Below are 16,256 nucleotides of genomic sequence, written 5' to 3'. Positions count from 1 at the left end.
CTTCTATGGCGCTTCTAGGGCGTCAGCACGACCACCGGAATCGGGCGCGTCGTCCGCTTCTGGTAGCCGATATAGCGGTTCTTGTTGCCCTTCATGTCGTTCACGATGTCCCACAGCCGTGGGTAGTCGGGATCTCCGGGCAGCACCGGCTTGGCCGTGACGCCGAATCGCTTGGGGCCGACGTTGATCTCGACCTGCGGCTTGGCCTTCAGGTTGTGATACCAGCCCGGTGACGTGGGCTCGCCGCCCTTGGATGCCACCACGAGGTAGTCGGCGCCGTCCTTTGCGTAGGCCAGCGAATTCGCGCGCTGCTGGCCGGTTTTGGCGCCGACGGTATGCAGGATCAGCGTCGACGGGCCACCCGGGATCGTGTGCCCGATCCGGCCGTCCGTGGCTTTGTAGATCTTGTCGTGCAACATCAACATCGGGAGGCCGATATAGCGCTCCCACCAGGGCATGCTCATGCGCTCAATCCTGCGCGGATTCGTCGAGCTGCGCCAACGCCGCACGTAGGAGGCGTCCCGACTCCTCGCGGTCCGGGTCACGGCGCAGCATCATGCCCTTGGCGAACGACAACTTGTCACCGGAGCGGCGTGGCACCACGTGCAGGTGGATGTGGAACACGCTCTGGAACGCGGCCTTGCCGTCGTTGATCACGATGTTGTTCCCGTCGGCGTGCAGCCCGGACAGCCGGGCTGCACGCGCGATGCGCTGGCCGATGCCTGCCATCTTGGCCACGGTCTCCGGCGGCGTATCCGTCAGGTCGACGGTATGCCGCTTAGGGATCACGAGGGTGTGTCCCCGGGTGAACGGCCTGATGTCGAGAATGCCCAGGTAATCGTCGTCCTCGTAGATACGGATGGCCGGGGCTTCCCCGGCGACGATGGCGCAGAACACGCAAGACATGCCGCCACGTTAACCCCCGGCGGTGGCCGCCCACTCGGCGACGCGGCGTTCGCGCTCCTGGGGTGTGAAGTCCTCGACGCGCGTCATCACGGTCCAGCGCTGGCCGAACGGATCGAGGATGGAGGCGAACCGGTCGCCCGTGACGAAGGTCTGCGCGGGTTCGCGGATCGTCGCACCCGCCTGCTCAGCCCGGGCCACCACCTCATCGACATCGGGGCAGTACAACCCGATCGAATGCGTTGCCGCGGCTCCCGGCGTGGGGGCGGCGATCTGATAGGCCTCCTGCGGATCTCCTAGTTGTAGCCGGCCGGTGCCGAAGTCCAGTTCGGCATGCGCGACGGTGCCGTCGGGTCCGTCCATCCGCTCGATGACCTCAGCGCCGAATACGTTGCGGTAGAACGTGATCGCCTCGGCAGCTCCGTCGACGCAGATGAACGGGGTCAGGCTGGTGTAGCCCTCCGGGATCGGTGTGACACTCATGTCGACCAGTTTCGTAGGCTTGTGGCGATGCCGGCTTGGAAAAATGCGTCAGAGCCAAACGCGCCAGTGCGGGGCGTGGTCGGCCGCGCCGGCAATGCCGCGGCGTTCGACCTCCACAGGTGGGCGCCGTCGGAGGAGGCCGCGAGGTTCGTCGAGCACTTCTGGTCGGTGACTTGGGACCGGCATGAGGCAGGTCCGTTCGAGAGCACGGTGATCACCTTCCCGGCCATGCACCTGACCCGTGAGTGGGGCGATGACGTTGTGCGCCATGGTCATCAGCTGCCCTGCACCTTGCCCCACGGTGTGGTGCCCCAGGTCTTCCGCATCACCATCAGCGGGCGTGGGGCCGTGGTCGGGGCACGATTTCGGCCCGGCGGTTTCACCGCCCGGTTCGGCGGGGACGCCGCTGCGATGACCGGACGGGTCGTGCCGGTGGACGACGAGTTGTTGGGCGCGCCAGTCGTTCTTGGGGAGGACGTGACGGCGGTCCGGCACGGGCTGGATATGGCGATCAGTGCGATGACCGGAGAGGTGGACCCGACCTACTGTGCGTTGACGCCGCTGATCGACCGGATTCGTGACGACGCGACATTGCACCGGGTCGATCAGGTCATGGCGCTCTCGCCGTGGAGTACGCGAACCACGCAGCGGGTGTTCCGGCGCTATGTCGGGGTGACGGTCAAGTGGGTGCTGTGCCGGTACCGGTTACAACAGGCTGCCCTGGAGATCGAGAGTGTGCCTGACGTCGATTTCGCCGATCTCGCAGTACGACTCGGCTGGTACGACCAGGCCCATTTCATCAACGACTTCCGGTCCATGCTGGGCAGCACGCCGGGGGAGTACGCGGCCGCGACTAGTCGTCGATATGGGTCGGCGGGTCGGTGAAGGTGAAGTCCAAGGGATAGTCATGGCCGGGACCCATCGGGTCGCAGCGCTTGACAGGCACCAGATGGGAGCTCCAACCGCTGGGCACGTAGCCCCAGGTTCCGATGCACCGTTGCCAGCTGCCATCGGGCTGGATGGGCCCGTCGCACTTGCTGATGACGTTGCCGCCATACACGCAGCCGGCACTGGCAGGCGGAGCCGAGGTGATCAGCCCGCTCACCGTCAGCGCGGCGGCCAAGCCTCCGATGATGAAGAGCTTCATGGGTTCTCCCGTCTGCCGGTACCCACGAACCTACCGCTCACGCAACTCATTGGTGGCGCGTTTGTGCCTTCAGCCGTGGGCAGGCAGCGTCTACGTCATCAGAATGGTGGTGGTGGTCCGTATTCTTCGGCGAGCCAGGCTTGGTATTGGCGTTCGACTTCGAGGTCGTTGTTGAGTTCGGCGCGTTGACGCCGTTCGGCGCTGATGCGGTCTTGGCGGTCTTGTTCGCGGGTTTGGCGGCGTCTTGGCATCATCGCGGCGCGGTCCGGACTCGCGGCCGGTGGTTCGGGCAGGTTCAGGTCCCCGGTCGGCTGACCCAGGGTGGGGAACAGGCCGGCGCCGTGCGGTTCGGTGGCGTAAGTGTGGCCGGTGGGTGCGGTGATTTCGACGGTGCCATCGGGTAATTGGCGATCCGACCAACCGGGGCAGAAAGTTTTGACCAAGTGATGGGTCCGGCAGTAAAGCTTGGTGTTGGACGGGTGGGTCGGGCCCAGCGGATAGGGCATCGTGTGGTCGATGTCGCAACGTTCGACCGGGGCGTCACAGCCAGGGAACCGGCACGTGAGGTCCCGCCACCGGATGAACTCTGAGAGCGCCACCGACGGGCGATACCCCGGCTCGGAATTCTCGGGGTTGGTGAGTGCCCTCGCTGTGCCGGGCTCGGTCACCGCGCCGGGCTCAGCTGGCCCCGAGATGTCAGCCGGATCGCTCGGCTCCGTCGGCTCAGCGGTCGGTATCGGCACCGGCTTGAGTTTGGCGCTGGCCGCCAGGTCGCGCACGCTTTGGGCGGGCAGGATGCCATGGCCGGGTAGATAGCCCGGATCATCAGCGGCGCCCTCCAATGTGGCTTGGTCGGCCAGCACATGGATCACCGCGGCGTTGGCGGCGGCTCGTTTCTGTCCTGCCGGGCAGTCGGGTAGCCCGCACAGGCACGGCAGATGCGATTCCAGGCGGGCCAACGGACCGACCGCATCGGCGCGGCGCTGCTGCTGGGTACGCGGATCGTTCTCGCACACCGTGGCCGCCACGGCATCGAGGCGTTGGTTCAGTGCCGCCCCGTCGGCGGCATCGACGTTGCCCCACACCGAAGCCCTACCCGGGCTGTGCGGCTCGATCTGCACGAACCGCTCCTCGACCAGATTCGGCGGCACCCGCTCCCCGTTCGGATCGAGTTTGGCGATCCACTGATCCACCCGGTCACGCAGTTTGGGTTCCGACAGCCGCATCCACCGATGCGCCCGCGCCGCCAACTCCGCATCCAACACCGCCCACACCTCCGGATCGGCGATGCCGGTACGGGCGATGATCATGCACACCACCCGGTAGTCGATGTCCCCGGCCGCGAACCGCGCCGCCACCAACGGCAACTTGTCGCGCAACACCCGAGCCCGGTGCACCTGCGTGCTCGCGCGGCCCTGGCTGATCCGCAACGCGGCAGACACTTCGGCGGCGACCTCCTCGAACGGATCAGTACGCCAGAAAATCGATTCGATCAGCTCCTGTTCGCGCAGGGTGTCCAACGCCCCGATCGCCGCCAACCGGGCCGCGATCGCCACCGACTCCGCCCGCGCGGTGGCACTGATCCTGTCGATCAGCACCACATCGGAATCAGCGTCGAACATACGTTCGATTATGCCACCATCCACCGACACGCCAGGGGTGAATCCGCCAGATCAGGGCATTGCGGCGGCCAGCGCCATATGCCCCTCGAAGTCGAGTCGAGTAGCGAGGTCCCGGTACTGGTCCCGGAATTCGCGGTAGTTCGCATCCTCACCCTTGGCGCGCGCGATCAGCGCGTTCGCCCGCAAGAGCACGATGTCGCGGATGACCAGGCCGTCCTCGGCCGGGGTCGCCGCCAGTCGGGTGATCGCCGCCTCGGCCTCGGCCACGTCGCCCTGCGCGCCGCGGTCCAGCAGAGTCTCCGCGAGGATTCCCGTCGCCAAGATGTTGTACGGAAGCTGTCCACTGTGAAAGAGGTCGTCGATCGCTTCGCGCAGCACGCGGATGGCCCCGGCCCGGTCACCGCGCTTGGCCCGTTCGCGCGCGGTGTACACGTCGATGCCGATCAGTTCGGACATATAGAACCGTCCGCTCACGCACATCTGTCGCACCTGGCCGAGGATGGCCAGACCGCGCTCGCGGTCCGCGGGCGAATCCCGGTTCAGCAAGGCGTATCCCATGGTCACCCGGGCCAGGCCCAGCGCGATGTCGTCGCCTGCCCCTTCGGTGATCTGCAGCGCCCCGTCGATGTCGCGCAGCGCTTCGTCACTTGCGAGTAGCACTCCGCAGGACACCGTGGTGAAGTACGTCCAGGTGATGACGAGTGCGTGTGTGAACCTGTCGGTGGTACGTGCCATGGCGAGCGCATGATCGAGATCAGCGCGCCAACCCTCAAGGCCGAGAGCCCATTTGGCGATGCTGCGCGCCGCGAAGGCTGCCGCCAGTGGTGAGCCGACGATGAAGTTGCCCTTGGTGGTGTCGCCGTCGGCCAGGTCGATCGCCATCTGCGACCAGCGCAGCACCTCGCCCATTTCGCCGCTCTCGATCTTGAGTGCGATCGGGGTGGCCGACAAGCCGACGGTGAGCGCGGGATCTCCGATGGACTCGATCAGGGTCATGTGCTCGGACACCTGCCGTGACGCGTCGCGCACCCGACCCTGCAGCATCAGTTCGCCGGTGAGTCCGGCCATGCCGATGGCCAATGAGGCTTTGTCCCCGGCGGCCTCGCACAGCTCCTGCAGTTCCTCGAATCGGGCACCGGAAACCTTCACGTTGCTGCGGAAGCCGTTGCCGCACACGAGGGTGCGCGGAGCTATCCGCATCGCCGGCCGGTCGGGATCGTCGGTGGGCAACAAGTCGGCGATCTGACGGGCACGCTCCCAGCACATCTGGGCTGCGGCCGTATCCCGGGAGTTCGTCCACGCTCCCGCGCGCATGTGCCAGTTGTAGGCCGCGTGCAGGTCACCGGCGGCCTCCAGGTGTTCGGCGATCAACGCGGCGTTCTCGTCGGCCAGTTCGGGTTCGCGTTCTTCAATGGTGTTGGCCAGCCGCCGATGTAGTTCGGCGCGATCGGACTTGAGCTGCGATTCGTAGGCGACGGTTCGCACCATCGGGTGATGGAAGGCGTATTCCGCATACGGGGTGTACTGCACCTGGTCGATCAGTTCGGCTTCGATCAGGTCCTCGAAGACCGGCTCGGTGTCCAGGCAGGCCAACAACCCGGCACTGAACCGGGACCCGATCACCGCGGCGGCGCTCAGCGTCCTTTTGGCCGCGGGATCCAGCCGGTCGATGCGGGCGGCGATGGTGGCCTGCAGCGTGGCGGGCACGCTGACCCGGCCATGGCCTCCGTTCAGCACATAGGCGCCTCGTTCGCCGCGCAGCAGACCGCGTTCGGCGAGATCCCGGACGATCTCGAGGGCGAAGAACGGGTTCCCGGCCGCCCGGTCGGCGATGGTGTCGGTCAGGTCGGACACTCCGTCACCGGTCCCCAGCAGCTCGGTGATCAAGGTCGCGGTCTCCGAATCATCCAGTGGTGCAAGCACAATGGTCTGGGCGCCATGGACATGACTCAATGCCCCGTGGTATTCGGGGCGGTAGGTGATCACGACTAGGGACGGAGTCTGCGGCGTCACCGACAGGAAGTCCGACAGCATCGATTCGCTGACGCTGTCGATCCAGTGGGCATCCTCGACGACATAGACCGCCGGGCTGGTCCGCGCCAGCGACGCCGCGTTGACCAGGGTGGTGAGCCGGCGCCGCCGGGCATCGGGGTCGATCACCGGCAGAACGACATCGGGGTCGCCGATTCCCAGCAGGTCGTCGAGCAGCTCCAGACTGTCCTCGGTGTCGGCGGGAACCTGGTCTCGAAGCTTCGCGCGGGCGGCATCGCGGTCCAGGTCCGCCACGCCGAATCCCGCCCGCAGGAGGCCCGTGATGGCATGAAATGGGATCTCGCTGGTGTGGGATTCGCAGAAGGTGGAGTTCACCGGCACACCGCGCGCCGCCGCCTTCGCCGCGAGCTCGCTGACCAGCCGGCTCTTGCCGATGCCGGGCCCGCCCACCAGCAGGACAATGCTGCCGTGCCCCTGGATCGAGCGCTCCAGGATGCCCTCCACGGCGGACAACTCCCAGCCTCGGCCGACCAGGGTCGATTCGCCGACATTGAGCAGGTTGTGTGCGGAATTGAGCTCCAGCAGCCGGCGTGCCCGGATCAGGTGGTCGGTGCCTTTGACCTGCACCATCTCGGGCTCACCGAGCATCATGGTGTCTTCGACCAGGTGTGCGGTGGACTCGGTGAGCATCACCCCGCCGGGCGGGGCGACCGATTCCATGCGTTGTGCCATACCGACGTGCTCACCGATCGCGGTGTAGCTCATCGTGTCGGTGCCGACCTCGCCGGTGATGACCTGGCCGGAGCTCAATCCGATGCGCAACTGCAGGTCGAGGCCGTCGCGGGCCTTTACCTGCAGCGCCAGACCGGCGGTCTGCTGCTGGATCTCCAGCGCGGCCAGGCAGGAGCGAAAAGCGTGGTCCTCCAATGCAACAGGCGCCCCGAAGATGGCCATGATGCCGTCACCGGTGAATTTGTCGACGGTGCCGCCGTATCGGCGGACCACGGCCGCGGAGTGGTTGAACAGATCGCTCATGATTTCGCGGAGCCGTTCGGCGCCCAACGTCGCCGCGATGTCCATGGACCGCACAACATCGGCGAACAGCACCGTGACCTGCTTGTATTCGGCACCCGGCGTCGATGTGACGGGCGCGCCGCACGCGTCGCAGTACCGGGCGCCTGCCCGAGGTGCGGTGCCACATGCGCGGCACGTTGCAGTTTCCGTCATTCGAAGCCCCCGCCATCGGAGAACCTGCTGCAACGAGGATAGAACGCAGCAATGCAGAAAGGACAGTGATGCGACACTGGCACGATGGGACTTTTCGCCGGGCGTGACGAATCGAGCAACGACCTGCGCCGACGTGTCGAGGAACTCGAGCGCCGGGTCGCGGCACTGGAACGCGCGGCATCGGCGGCTGGGCACCCGGTGTCGGTGCCGCCGGCGGGTCAGCCCAGCGAGATGATGGCCAGTCAGATGGTCCGCCAGCTCGCCCTCCAGGGCAACAAGATCGCCGCCATCAAACTGTTGCGCGATGAGACCGGGCTGCGGCTCAAGGAGGCCAAGGACATCGTCGACCGGCTGGCCTGACCGCCCGGCGCCACGCCTCGAGTTTGTCCTCGTAGCGCATGGTCTGCGCGGGGCTGGTCGACGGTGCCCGCACGCTGGGCAGCGGGGGACTGCCGACCAGGCGCCGGTAGTTCGCCTCGGCGGCGGCCCCGTTGAACACCACCCGCTCGAGCATCGGATAGCGGGCGAAGAACGCCGCAAAGTCGTTGGGCACCATGCTGTCCCGCTCGACCGCGGAGTCCAGGCTGCCCACCCGGCGACAGGACCGCAGCACATCCCACACCGCCACCCGATGGGCGCACAGGGAGGCGACCCGATCCAGATAGGGTGCGTCGGCAGCGAACCCGAACAAAGAACCGGTGATGCGCCAGAACGCGTTGCGCGGATTGCCGTAGTACTGACCGGACGCCAGCGACATCACACTGGGCATGTTCCCCAGGATCAGCACGGTGGGCGCCTCGCCGACGATGGGATCCAGGCCGTGCAGCAGCTCGGTCATGGGTTCGCCAGCAGTTCGGACACAGTGGCGAACCGGTAACCGGCCGAGCGTAATTCGTCGATGATGCGGGGGACCGCGGCCCGCGATGCCGCCCGGCTGTCGTACATGGCATGCAGCAGCACGATCGAGCCCGGCCGTGCCCCGGAGACGGTTTCGGCCACGATCGCATCGGCACCGGCTCCGGTGGCCGAATCGGGTTCGACGTCCCAGGTGACCATGGTCCGGTCATGGGTGGACAGGTAACGCGGCAGGGTCCAGAGCTTCTTTCCGTAGGGCGGGCGGAAGGTGATCGGGCCGGTGTACCCCGTGGCCCGGATGGCTGCGTCGGTCCGTTCGATCTCGTCGGCGACGGTGGCCTGCGACATCAGCACCATCCGCCGGTGCGAGTAGCTGTGATTGCCGATCTCGTGGCCGGCCGCGGCGATCGCGGTGCCGAACTGCGGCGCGGCGGTCAACTCGGCGCCGGTGAGGTAGAACGTGGCCCGAACTCCGGCGTCACGGAGCATCCGCAGCACCTCGGGGGTATGGCTGGTCGGGCCGTCGTCGAAGGTGAGGGCGATGACCTTGGCCGAGGTGTCGACCCGGTGCACCAGATGCCCGGTGAGTGCGAAGGTACGCGAGTTCATCACCCAGTAGCCGCCGGCGAGCACGGTCACCGCCAAGACGAGCAGGACAACCAGGCTCCACATCCATCGGCGCATCCCAGCATGTATAGCAAGCGCATACACGCGGGCGCCCCGAACGGCGTGGGGGGATTCACGTTCGGGGCGCCATGTCGTGAGTCGTCAGCTCAGGTGATGGACCTCCTGCAGTCCGTACACCGGCGTTGCCAGGCCCTCGTAGCGGGCCTTGAGCTGCAACGCCAGATACAGCGAATAGTGCCGGGATTGGTGCAGATTGCCGCCGTGGAGCCAGAGGTTGGGTTGTTGGGTGGGCTTCCACATGTTGCGTTGTTCGCCTTCCCACGGCCCGGGATCCTTGGTGGTGCCGGAGCCGAGGCCCCACACCTTGCCGATCCGGTCGGCGACTTCCTGACTGATCAGGTCGGCCGCCCAGCCGTTCATCGAACCGAACCCGGTGGCGTACACCACCACATCGGCGGGCAGTTCGGTGCCGTCGGCCAGGATCACCGAATCCTCGGTCAGGCGATCCACCTCGCCGTGCGCGAGTTTGATGCTGCCGTCGGCGATCAGCTCGCAGGCACCGACGTCGATGTAGTAGCCCGAGCCGCGGCGAAGGTACTTCATGAACAGTCCGGAGTCGTCGTCGCCGAAGTCCAGATCGAATCCGGCGGCTTCCAGTCGTGCGTAGAAGTCCTTGTCGCGCTGGCGGATTGCATCGTAGATGGGCCGCTGGAAGTCGGCCATGATGGCATAGGGCAGTGACGCGAATGTCAGATCGGCCTTCTCGGTGGTCATTCCGGCAGCGACAGCCCGCTCCGAGTACAGGTCGCCGAGACCGAGCTCCATCAGCGAGTCCGATTTCACGATGTGTGTCGAGGAGCGCTGCACCATCGTGACGTCGACGTAGTTCTCGTACAACGCTTTACAGATGTCGTGGGCGGAGTTGTTGGAGCCGATCACCACGACTCGCTTGCCGGTGTACCGGTCCGGTCCGGGGTGGTGGCTGGAGTGGTGCTGCTCGCCTCGGAACGCGTCCTGGCCCGGGAGCGTCGGGATGCTGGGCTTGCCCGACATGCCCGTCGCCAGCACCAACTGGGCCGGCCGCAGCGTCACGGGCTCGCCGTTGCGGTTCACCTCGACGGTCCACCGCTGTTCGTCTTCGTCGTAGGACGCCGACAGGCAGGTGGTCGAGCTCCAGTACGGCACCTCCATGACCCGGGTGTAGAACTCCAGCCAGTCACCGATCTTGTCCTTGGGTGCGAACACCGGCCAGTTCGGCGGGAACGGGAGATACGGCAGGTGGTCGTACCAGACCGGGTCGTGCAGGCACAGCGACTTGTAGCGCTTGCGCCACTGGTCGCCGGGGCGTTCGTGCTGGTCGACGACGATGGCGGGCACGCCGAGCTGGCGCAGCCGGGCACCCAGTGCGATGCCGCCCTGGCCACCGCCGATCACCAGGGTGTAGGGCTGCTCGGTGTAGCCCAGTGTCAGGTCCTCGTCGAGGCGCTTCTCGGCCCATGAACGCCGGTCCGGATCGGAGCCGTGCACGGCGCCCAACGGCCGGTTGGTGCCCTTGCGCTCCTCGTGACCCTTCAGCTCCTGCAGTGTGGTCAGCAGGGTCCAGCCCAGCTCGTCGCGCAGGCGCAGGTGCCCCTTGCCGCGGCCCACCGCGGTTTCGAACTCGATGAACGCCGAGGTGACGACGTGCTCCCCGTCGAATTCCTCGGTCGGGGTTTCCGCCGTCCGGAACCCGGACGGGTCGGTGTCCGCCAGGCGAGTGGTCAGCATGTCGGCCATGCTGTCGCGGCCCTCGAGGGTCTTGAGGTTCCAGGTGAAGGCGACCAGGTCACGCCAGAAGCTGTCCGTCGCGAACTTTCCGACGACGCGCTCGATGTCTCGGTCGGCCAGTGCGGATTCGAAATCGGCCAGCCAGGCGTCAACCCGTTCCTGTGGTGACAGTGTGGCCAGCGGTGCGGCGGTGGTCTGCGTCATGTGGCCCAGCCCACACCGTGTCGAACACCGCAACAAGGGTTGCACGGGGTTGCAACGGACCCGGCGTTTGAGACCGCAACGTCTTGCAACCCTTACGGCGCACCCGGCAGGTCGCCTAGAACGGCCCTATGAAAGCAGCCGTGTACTACGGACCGAACAAGGTCGAAGTCGCCGACGTCCCCGAGCCCGACCCTGGCCCGGGCACCGTCAAGATCAAAGTGGGCTTCAATGGAATATGCGGCACTGACCTGCATGAATACTATGCAGGGCCGATCTTCGTGCCAACCGAGCCGCATCCGCTGACCGGCCGGCAGCTGCCGCTGACCATGGGCCACGAGTTCTCCGGCACCATCACCGATGTGGGCGCGGGCGTCACCGGCTTCGCCCCGGGCGACCGGGTGGCCATCGAGCCGATTTACCGATGCGACAATTGCGCACCGTGCCGGGCAGGCACCTACAACATCTGCCAGCAGATCGGTTTCCACGGCCTGATGTCCGACGGCGGCATGGCCGAGTACACCGTGGTGCCGACCGGCATGCTGCACCGGCTTCCCGACAACGTCTCCCTCGAGCTCGGCGCTCTGGTCGAACCGATGTCGGTGGCCTATCACGCCGCGACGCTCGGTGAGGTGGGCCCGCTGCACACCGCGGTGATCTTCGGGGCCGGGCCGATCGGTATCGGCCTGTGGTTCGCGTTGCGCGGCAAGGGACTCGACGACGTGTTCGTCGTGGAGCCCTCACCCACCCGCAGGTCCGCGATCGAGACACTCGGCGCCAGGACCCTGGACCCGACGGAACTCGACGTCCCGGCGTTCATCGCCGATCAGACTGGGGGACGCGGGGCCGACGCGGCATTCGACGCGGCGGGGGTGGCCCCGGCGATCGAGGCGGCCACCGCGTGTGTGGGTGCACGCAAGCCGACGGTGAGTGTCGCGATCTACGAGAAGCCGCTGACGACACCGCTGCTCAATCTGGTGATGAACGAATCCAGGATCCAGGGCTCGCTGTGTTACACCTCGGCGGACTTCGAGGCAGTCATTGATCTCATGGCGCAGGGGGTGTACGACACGAGGGGATGGGTCACTCCCATCGCCATCGACGACGTGATCGACGAGGGATTCGAAGCCCTGCACGCAGGCAAGAAGATGAAGGTTCTGGTCGACCCGAGCGGAGGCGCATCGTGACATTGCAGAGCAAGGTGGCGCTGGTGACAGGCGCGGGCCGCGGGATCGGGCGGGGTATCGCGCTGCGGCTGGCACGGGAAGGCGCTGACGTCGCACTGGTCGACGTGGTACCGGACGGCATCAACGAGGTGGCCGGGGAGATCGACGAAATCGGTGCGAAAGCAACCACTTTCGTCACCGACGTGAGTGACCGCGACTCGGTGTACGCCGCGGTCGAGCATTCCGCGGGAGCCCTCGGCGGGTTCGACATCATGGTCAACAACGCCGGGGTCGCGCTGGTCGGACCGATCGCCGAGGTCACGCCCGCAGACGTCGCCCGGGTGTGGTCGATCAACGTCGACGGCGTGCTGTGGGGAATCCAGGCTGCCGCAGCCAAGTTCATCGAACTGGGCCGGCCGGGCAAGATCATCAATGCCTCGTCGATCGCCGGTCATGACGGCTTCGCCATGCTCGGGGTGTACAGCGCGACCAAGTTCGCGGTGCGTGGCCTGACCCAGGCCGCGGCCAAGGAGTACGCGTCGGCGGGCATCACGGTCAACGCCTACTGTCCCGGCATCGTCGGCACCGACATGTGGGTCGAGATCGACAAGCGGTTCGCCGAGCTGACCGGCGCCGCCGAGGGGGAGACATTCCAGAAGTACGCCGGCGGCATCGCGTTGGGGCGGCCGGAAACACCCGAGGACGTGGCCGGATTCGTTGCCTATCTGGCCGGACCGGATGCCGATTACATGACTGGTCAGGCCGGTCTGATCGACGGGGGGTTGGTGTATCGGTAGCCCGAGATTGGCTTCCCGATGTGATGTGGAGCACAATCGGCGGTGATGGCCGGTTCATCGATACCTGAGCCCGCGGTCTCACCCGGTGAGGATCCGCGGCGGTACGCCATGCTCCTGTCGGCCGTGTACGACGCGACCATGTCGGGCGACCGCGCGCCCGCGCGTCCCCGGGCGGTGATCGAGGACTCCTGGAACAGGCTGCGCGCCAAGGGGATAAATCCGGCTCATCACATTCCGCCACAGGTCGAGACGACCGGGCTGGACTTGCTGCGGCAGCAGTCCGGACTCATCGCCGTACTCGACGATGTTTCGCGCGGGCTGGACTCGGTGATCGAAGAGGGTGACAACATCCTGGTGGTCGCCGACGCCCGCGGCCGCGTGCTGTGGCGCTCGGGTTCACCGCGCGTGCTCAGCCTTGCTGACCGCCTCGGTTTCATCGAGGGCGCGACATGGAGTGAGAACGCGGTGGGCACCAACGGGATCGGTACGGCGCTCGCATCGCACCGCGCTGTGCAGATCTTCTCGGCCGAGCATTTCCTGCGCAGCCACCACCCGTGGACGTGCGCAGGTGCACCCATCCGGGATCCCCGGACCGGTCAGGTCATCGGCATCGTCGACGTGTCCGGTCCGGCGTCCACCGTGCATCCGACGACGGTCGCCCTGGTGGACCTGGTGGCCCGGCTCGCGGAATCGCAACTGCGCGAGGCGCATGACAGAACGTTGAACCGCCTGTGTGCGGTGGCGGCACCCATCCTGGCCAGGGTGGGCAGTCCGGCGCTGGCAGTCGACGGCGAGGGCTGGGTCGCGGCGGTGGACTCCTTGCCGCTGCACAACCGGATCTTGTTGCCCGAGAGCGGGTTACCCGGCCGGGTGTGGATTCCCCCGCTGGGCATGTGCGATGTGGAGGCACTGCCGGGCGGATGGCTGGTCCGGGTGGCCGACGACGCCGAGCCCAGCGCGTCGCCATCGCGGGTCACCCTCGACCTACGGGATGGCGAACCGACGCTGGAGATGTCCGGTCAGTTCGGTAGCTGGCGGCGCAGCATCTCCTGCCGCCACGCAGAGATTCTGCTGGTCCTGGCGACCAGCCGGCAGGGCCGGTCGGCGCCGGAACTGGCGGAGGATCTCTACGGCGACCGGTCGAGGGTGGTGACGGTGCGCGCCGAGATGTCGCGGCTGCGTAAGCAGTTCGTCGGCCTGGTGGCCGGCAGGCCGTACCGCTTCGGGGATTCGGTGGTCGTGGACGTCCGTTATCCCCAGGACATGTCGTCGTTGCTGGCGTCCTCGACAGCTCCGGCCGTTCATGCGGCCCGTCGGTATACCTTGACCTGATGGTGGCAGACCCCACACTCCTTGACGGGCTCGACGGCGAAGCCGGCGCACAGCGTGCCGAACTGGTCGAATGGCTGTTGTCGCGCGGCATCACGGCCGACCAGATCCGCCAGGCCGGTACCCCGATGCTGCTGGCCTCGCGCCGGGTGGCAGGCGACGACGGTACCTATGTGTCGACGCGCGAGATCAGCGAGCAGACCGGGCTCGATGTCGGACTGGTACAGCGACTGCAACGGGCGATGGGGCTGGCGACAGTCGAGGACCCGGATGCCGCGGTGCTGTTGCGCGCCGACGCCGAGGCGGTGGCGTTCGCCGAGCGTTTCCTGGAGCTGGGCATCGCTCCGGACCAGATCGTGTTGATCACCCGGGTGCTCTCCGAGGGATTGGGCCGGGCCGCCGAGGTGATGCGCTACGCCGCGCTGGCGGCCGTGCTGACGCCGGGGGCCACAGAACTGGAAACCGCCAAGGCGACCGAGGCGCTGGTGGCGGAGGCGGCGCCGCTGATCGGGCCGATGATCCGCGACATGCTGTTCGTGCAACTGCGCCACTCGTTGGAGACCGAGGCCGTGACTGCCTCTGAGCGCGCCGAGGGATTGCCGATGCCCGGTGCCCGATTGGTCACCATCGCGTTCGCCGACATCGTCGGGTTCACCCGGCTGGGTGAGGTTGTGCAGCCCGAAGACCTTGAGCGGCTGGCGAATCGATTGGCCGACGCGGCACGAGAGGTGGCAGTCGGACCGGTGCGTCTGATCAAGACGATCGGCGATGCGGTGATGTTGGTCAGCACCGATCCGGCGGCGCTGCTCGATGCGGCCCTGAAGTTGGTGGCCGCCACCGAGACCGACGAGGACTTCCCGCGGCTGCGGGTCGGGTTGGCGACCGGGCCTGCGGTGAGCCGGGCCGGTGACTGGTTCGGCAGCTCCGTCAATCTGGCGAGCCGGGTCACCGGGGCGGCGCGGCCCGGCACCGTGCTGGTGGCCGAGTCCGCCCGCGCGGCGATCGCCGAGGCCGGGGCCGACGACCGGTTCGAATGGTCATTTGCCGGAGCCCGTCACCTCAAGGGCGTCAAGAATGACGTGAAGCTGTTCCGGGCCAGGCCCGCATAGACCTTTATCGAATCTTCATCGAACGACTAGGGCAGCCACATCGACTCTCGTAAGGCTTGAGATATGACGAAACTGATGATGCTGAGCGCCGGCGCGGTTGTCGCGGCGGCACTGGTGGCCGGTTGTAGCAACGACAAGGCCGACAGGACTGCCGATCTGGAAATGACCAACACCCAGAGCACCTCGGCGGCAGCGAGCTCACCGGTAGCCAGCGAGGCTCACAACGATGCCGACGTGATGTTCGCCCAGCACATGATCCCGCACCACCAGCAGGCGGTCGAGATGAGCGATGTGCTGCTGGCCAAGCAGGGTATCGATGCGCGGGTGACCGATCTGGCCACTCAGATCAAGGGTGCCCAGGCCCCGGAGATCGCGCAGATGCAGGGCTGGCTGAAGCAGTGGGGCAACCCCCCGATGCCGCCGATGCCGCAGCAGGGCCACGGAGACATGGGCCACGGCGACATGGGCCAGGGCAGCATGCCCGCCATGCAGGGCATGGTGTCGGAGACCGACATGACCGCGCTGCGCAACGCCCAGGGCGCCGAGGCGGCCAAGCTGTACCTGACGCACATGATCGCTCACCACGAGGGCGCGATCACCATGGCGCAGGATGAGATCAAGGACGGTCAGTACCCCGCCGCGATCGAGATGGCCCGCACCATCGTGAAGACGCAGCAGCAGGAGATCGACACCATGCGCCAGATCCTGGGTTCGCTCTAACCGGTCGGCAGGATGATCGTGAAGGTGGTCCCCGCACCCGAACTGCTCACGCTGATGTGGCCGCGGTGCGCTTCGACCAGGGCCTTCACGATCGCCAGTCCGATGCCGGAGCCGCCGTGGTCGCGGTCGCGCGCGGTGTCGGCCCGGTAGAACCGTTCGAAGACATGGGGCAGGTGCTCGGCGGGGATGCCCTCGCCGGTGTCGGTCACCGTCAGCTTGACGCTCCGGTCGGCAGCCATGGCGGCGTCGATCGTCACCCGGCCCCCGGCCGGGGTGTGTCGCAGCGCGTTGTCGAGCAGGTTGCCCAGGAT

Annotated in this window: 17 protein-coding genes; 7 read left to right on the top strand and 10 right to left on the bottom strand. The window is 66.9% G+C overall.

Annotation, left to right across the window (positions count from 1 at the left end; translation table 11 throughout):
- Nucleotides 1-14: 14 nt before the first annotated feature.
- The 3 genes from TX88_RS20485 to TX88_RS20475 are packed head-to-tail and all read right to left on the bottom strand — an operon-like array spanning nucleotide 15 to nucleotide 1,386.
- Nucleotides 15-458, bottom strand: coding sequence for a nitroreductase family deazaflavin-dependent oxidoreductase (locus TX88_RS20485; protein WP_044521456.1), 444 nt, complete (start codon nucleotides 456-458; stop codon nucleotides 15-17).
- Between the two features lie 10 nt (nucleotides 459-468).
- Entirely contained in the window at nucleotides 469-906 is a 438-nt protein-coding gene (locus TX88_RS20480) for an HIT family protein (protein ID WP_044519724.1), read from the bottom strand.
- Between the two features lie 9 nt (nucleotides 907-915).
- Nucleotides 916-1,386, bottom strand: coding sequence for a VOC family protein (locus tag TX88_RS20475; RefSeq protein WP_044519721.1), 471 nt, complete (start codon nucleotides 1,384-1,386; stop codon nucleotides 916-918).
- 27 nt (nucleotides 1,387-1,413) lie between these two features.
- On the opposite strand from TX88_RS20475, the gene TX88_RS20470 reads away from it, so the two are divergent.
- A complete protein-coding gene (locus TX88_RS20470) occupies nucleotides 1,414-2,271 on the top strand; it encodes an AraC family transcriptional regulator (RefSeq protein ID WP_044521455.1) in 858 nt (285 codons plus the stop codon).
- Here TX88_RS20470 and TX88_RS20465 read toward each other — a convergent pair.
- The 3 genes from TX88_RS20465 to TX88_RS20455 form a co-directional block, all read right to left on the bottom strand.
- The gene (locus tag TX88_RS20465) at nucleotides 2,240-2,533 is read right to left on the bottom strand and encodes a CDGP domain-containing protein (RefSeq protein ID WP_044519719.1); all 294 of its coding nucleotides are present in this window, start codon (nucleotides 2,531-2,533) and stop codon (nucleotides 2,240-2,242) included. The genes TX88_RS20470 and TX88_RS20465 overlap by 32 nt on opposite strands.
- 98 nt (nucleotides 2,534-2,631) lie before the next feature.
- Nucleotides 2,632-4,155, bottom strand: a complete 1,524-nt coding sequence (locus TX88_RS20460) for an HNH endonuclease signature motif containing protein (RefSeq protein WP_044519718.1) — start codon at nucleotides 4,153-4,155, stop codon at nucleotides 2,632-2,634.
- A 51-nt stretch (nucleotides 4,156-4,206) separates the two neighbouring features.
- Nucleotides 4,207-7,374 (bottom strand): ATP-binding protein, encoded by a 3,168-nt coding sequence (locus tag TX88_RS20455; protein WP_044519717.1) that lies wholly within the window; start codon nucleotides 7,372-7,374, stop codon nucleotides 4,207-4,209.
- A gap of 84 nt (nucleotides 7,375-7,458) precedes the next feature.
- Between TX88_RS20455 and TX88_RS20450 the strand changes: the two genes are divergently transcribed.
- Nucleotides 7,459-7,734, top strand: coding sequence for a ribosomal protein L7/L12 (locus TX88_RS20450; protein WP_044519716.1), 276 nt, complete (start codon nucleotides 7,459-7,461; stop codon nucleotides 7,732-7,734).
- Here TX88_RS20450 and TX88_RS20445 read toward each other — a convergent pair.
- From TX88_RS20445 to TX88_RS20435, 3 genes are all read right to left on the bottom strand, one after another.
- Entirely contained in the window at nucleotides 7,697-8,212 is a 516-nt protein-coding gene (locus TX88_RS20445) for a DNA-deoxyinosine glycosylase (RefSeq protein ID WP_044519715.1), read from the bottom strand. The genes TX88_RS20450 and TX88_RS20445 overlap by 38 nt on opposite strands.
- Nucleotides 8,209-8,913: a polysaccharide deacetylase family protein gene (locus TX88_RS20440; protein WP_044519714.1), complete on the bottom strand. Its 705-nt coding sequence runs from the start codon at nucleotides 8,911-8,913 to the stop codon at nucleotides 8,209-8,211. The genes TX88_RS20445 and TX88_RS20440 overlap by 4 nt, the downstream gene beginning before the upstream one ends.
- Nucleotides 8,914-8,997: 84 nt before the next feature.
- A complete protein-coding gene (locus tag TX88_RS20435) occupies nucleotides 8,998-10,827 on the bottom strand; it encodes a flavin-containing monooxygenase (RefSeq protein ID WP_044519713.1) in 1,830 nt (609 codons plus the stop codon).
- A 128-nt stretch (nucleotides 10,828-10,955) separates the two neighbouring features.
- Here TX88_RS20435 and TX88_RS20430 point away from each other — a divergent pair, with 128 nt between their 5' ends.
- The 5 genes from TX88_RS20430 (at nucleotide 10,956) to TX88_RS20410 (ending at nucleotide 15,945) form a co-directional block, all read left to right on the top strand.
- Nucleotides 10,956-12,011 carry a 2,3-butanediol dehydrogenase gene (locus TX88_RS20430; RefSeq protein ID WP_044519712.1) on the top strand — a complete coding sequence of 352 codons (1,056 nt, stop codon included), beginning with the start codon at nucleotides 10,956-10,958 and terminating at the stop codon, nucleotides 12,009-12,011.
- Nucleotides 12,008-12,787 carry an acetoin reductase gene (locus TX88_RS20425; protein ID WP_044519711.1) on the top strand — a complete coding sequence of 260 codons (780 nt, stop codon included), beginning with the start codon at nucleotides 12,008-12,010 and terminating at the stop codon, nucleotides 12,785-12,787. The genes TX88_RS20430 and TX88_RS20425 overlap by 4 nt, the downstream gene beginning before the upstream one ends.
- A gap of 45 nt (nucleotides 12,788-12,832) precedes the next feature.
- Complete coding sequence (locus TX88_RS20420) at nucleotides 12,833-14,119, top strand: GAF domain-containing protein (RefSeq protein ID WP_044519710.1); 1,287 nt, start codon at nucleotides 12,833-12,835, stop codon at nucleotides 14,117-14,119.
- Nucleotides 14,119-15,225 (top strand): adenylate/guanylate cyclase domain-containing protein, encoded by a 1,107-nt coding sequence (locus tag TX88_RS20415; protein ID WP_044519709.1) that lies wholly within the window; start codon nucleotides 14,119-14,121, stop codon nucleotides 15,223-15,225. Before TX88_RS20420 ends, TX88_RS20415 begins: the two co-directional genes overlap by 1 nt.
- A 63-nt stretch (nucleotides 15,226-15,288) precedes the next feature.
- A complete protein-coding gene (locus TX88_RS20410) occupies nucleotides 15,289-15,945 on the top strand; it encodes a DUF305 domain-containing protein (protein ID WP_044519708.1) in 657 nt (218 codons plus the stop codon).
- On the opposite strand, the gene TX88_RS35230 is transcribed toward TX88_RS20410, so the two are convergent.
- Nucleotides 15,942-16,256, bottom strand: a 315-nt coding sequence (locus TX88_RS35230) for a sensor histidine kinase (RefSeq protein ID WP_044519707.1), incomplete at its 5' end; no start/stop codon positions are given. The two genes, TX88_RS20410 and TX88_RS35230, sit on opposite strands and share 4 nt — an antisense overlap.

It is taken from the genome of Mycolicibacterium septicum DSM 44393, from assembly GCF_000455325.1.
GTDB classification, from domain to species: Bacteria; Actinomycetota; Actinomycetes; order Mycobacteriales; family Mycobacteriaceae; genus Mycobacterium; species Mycobacterium septicum.
The sequence above is the reverse complement of the archived record's forward strand: the minus strand, read 5'-3'. Positions and strand labels throughout refer to the sequence as shown.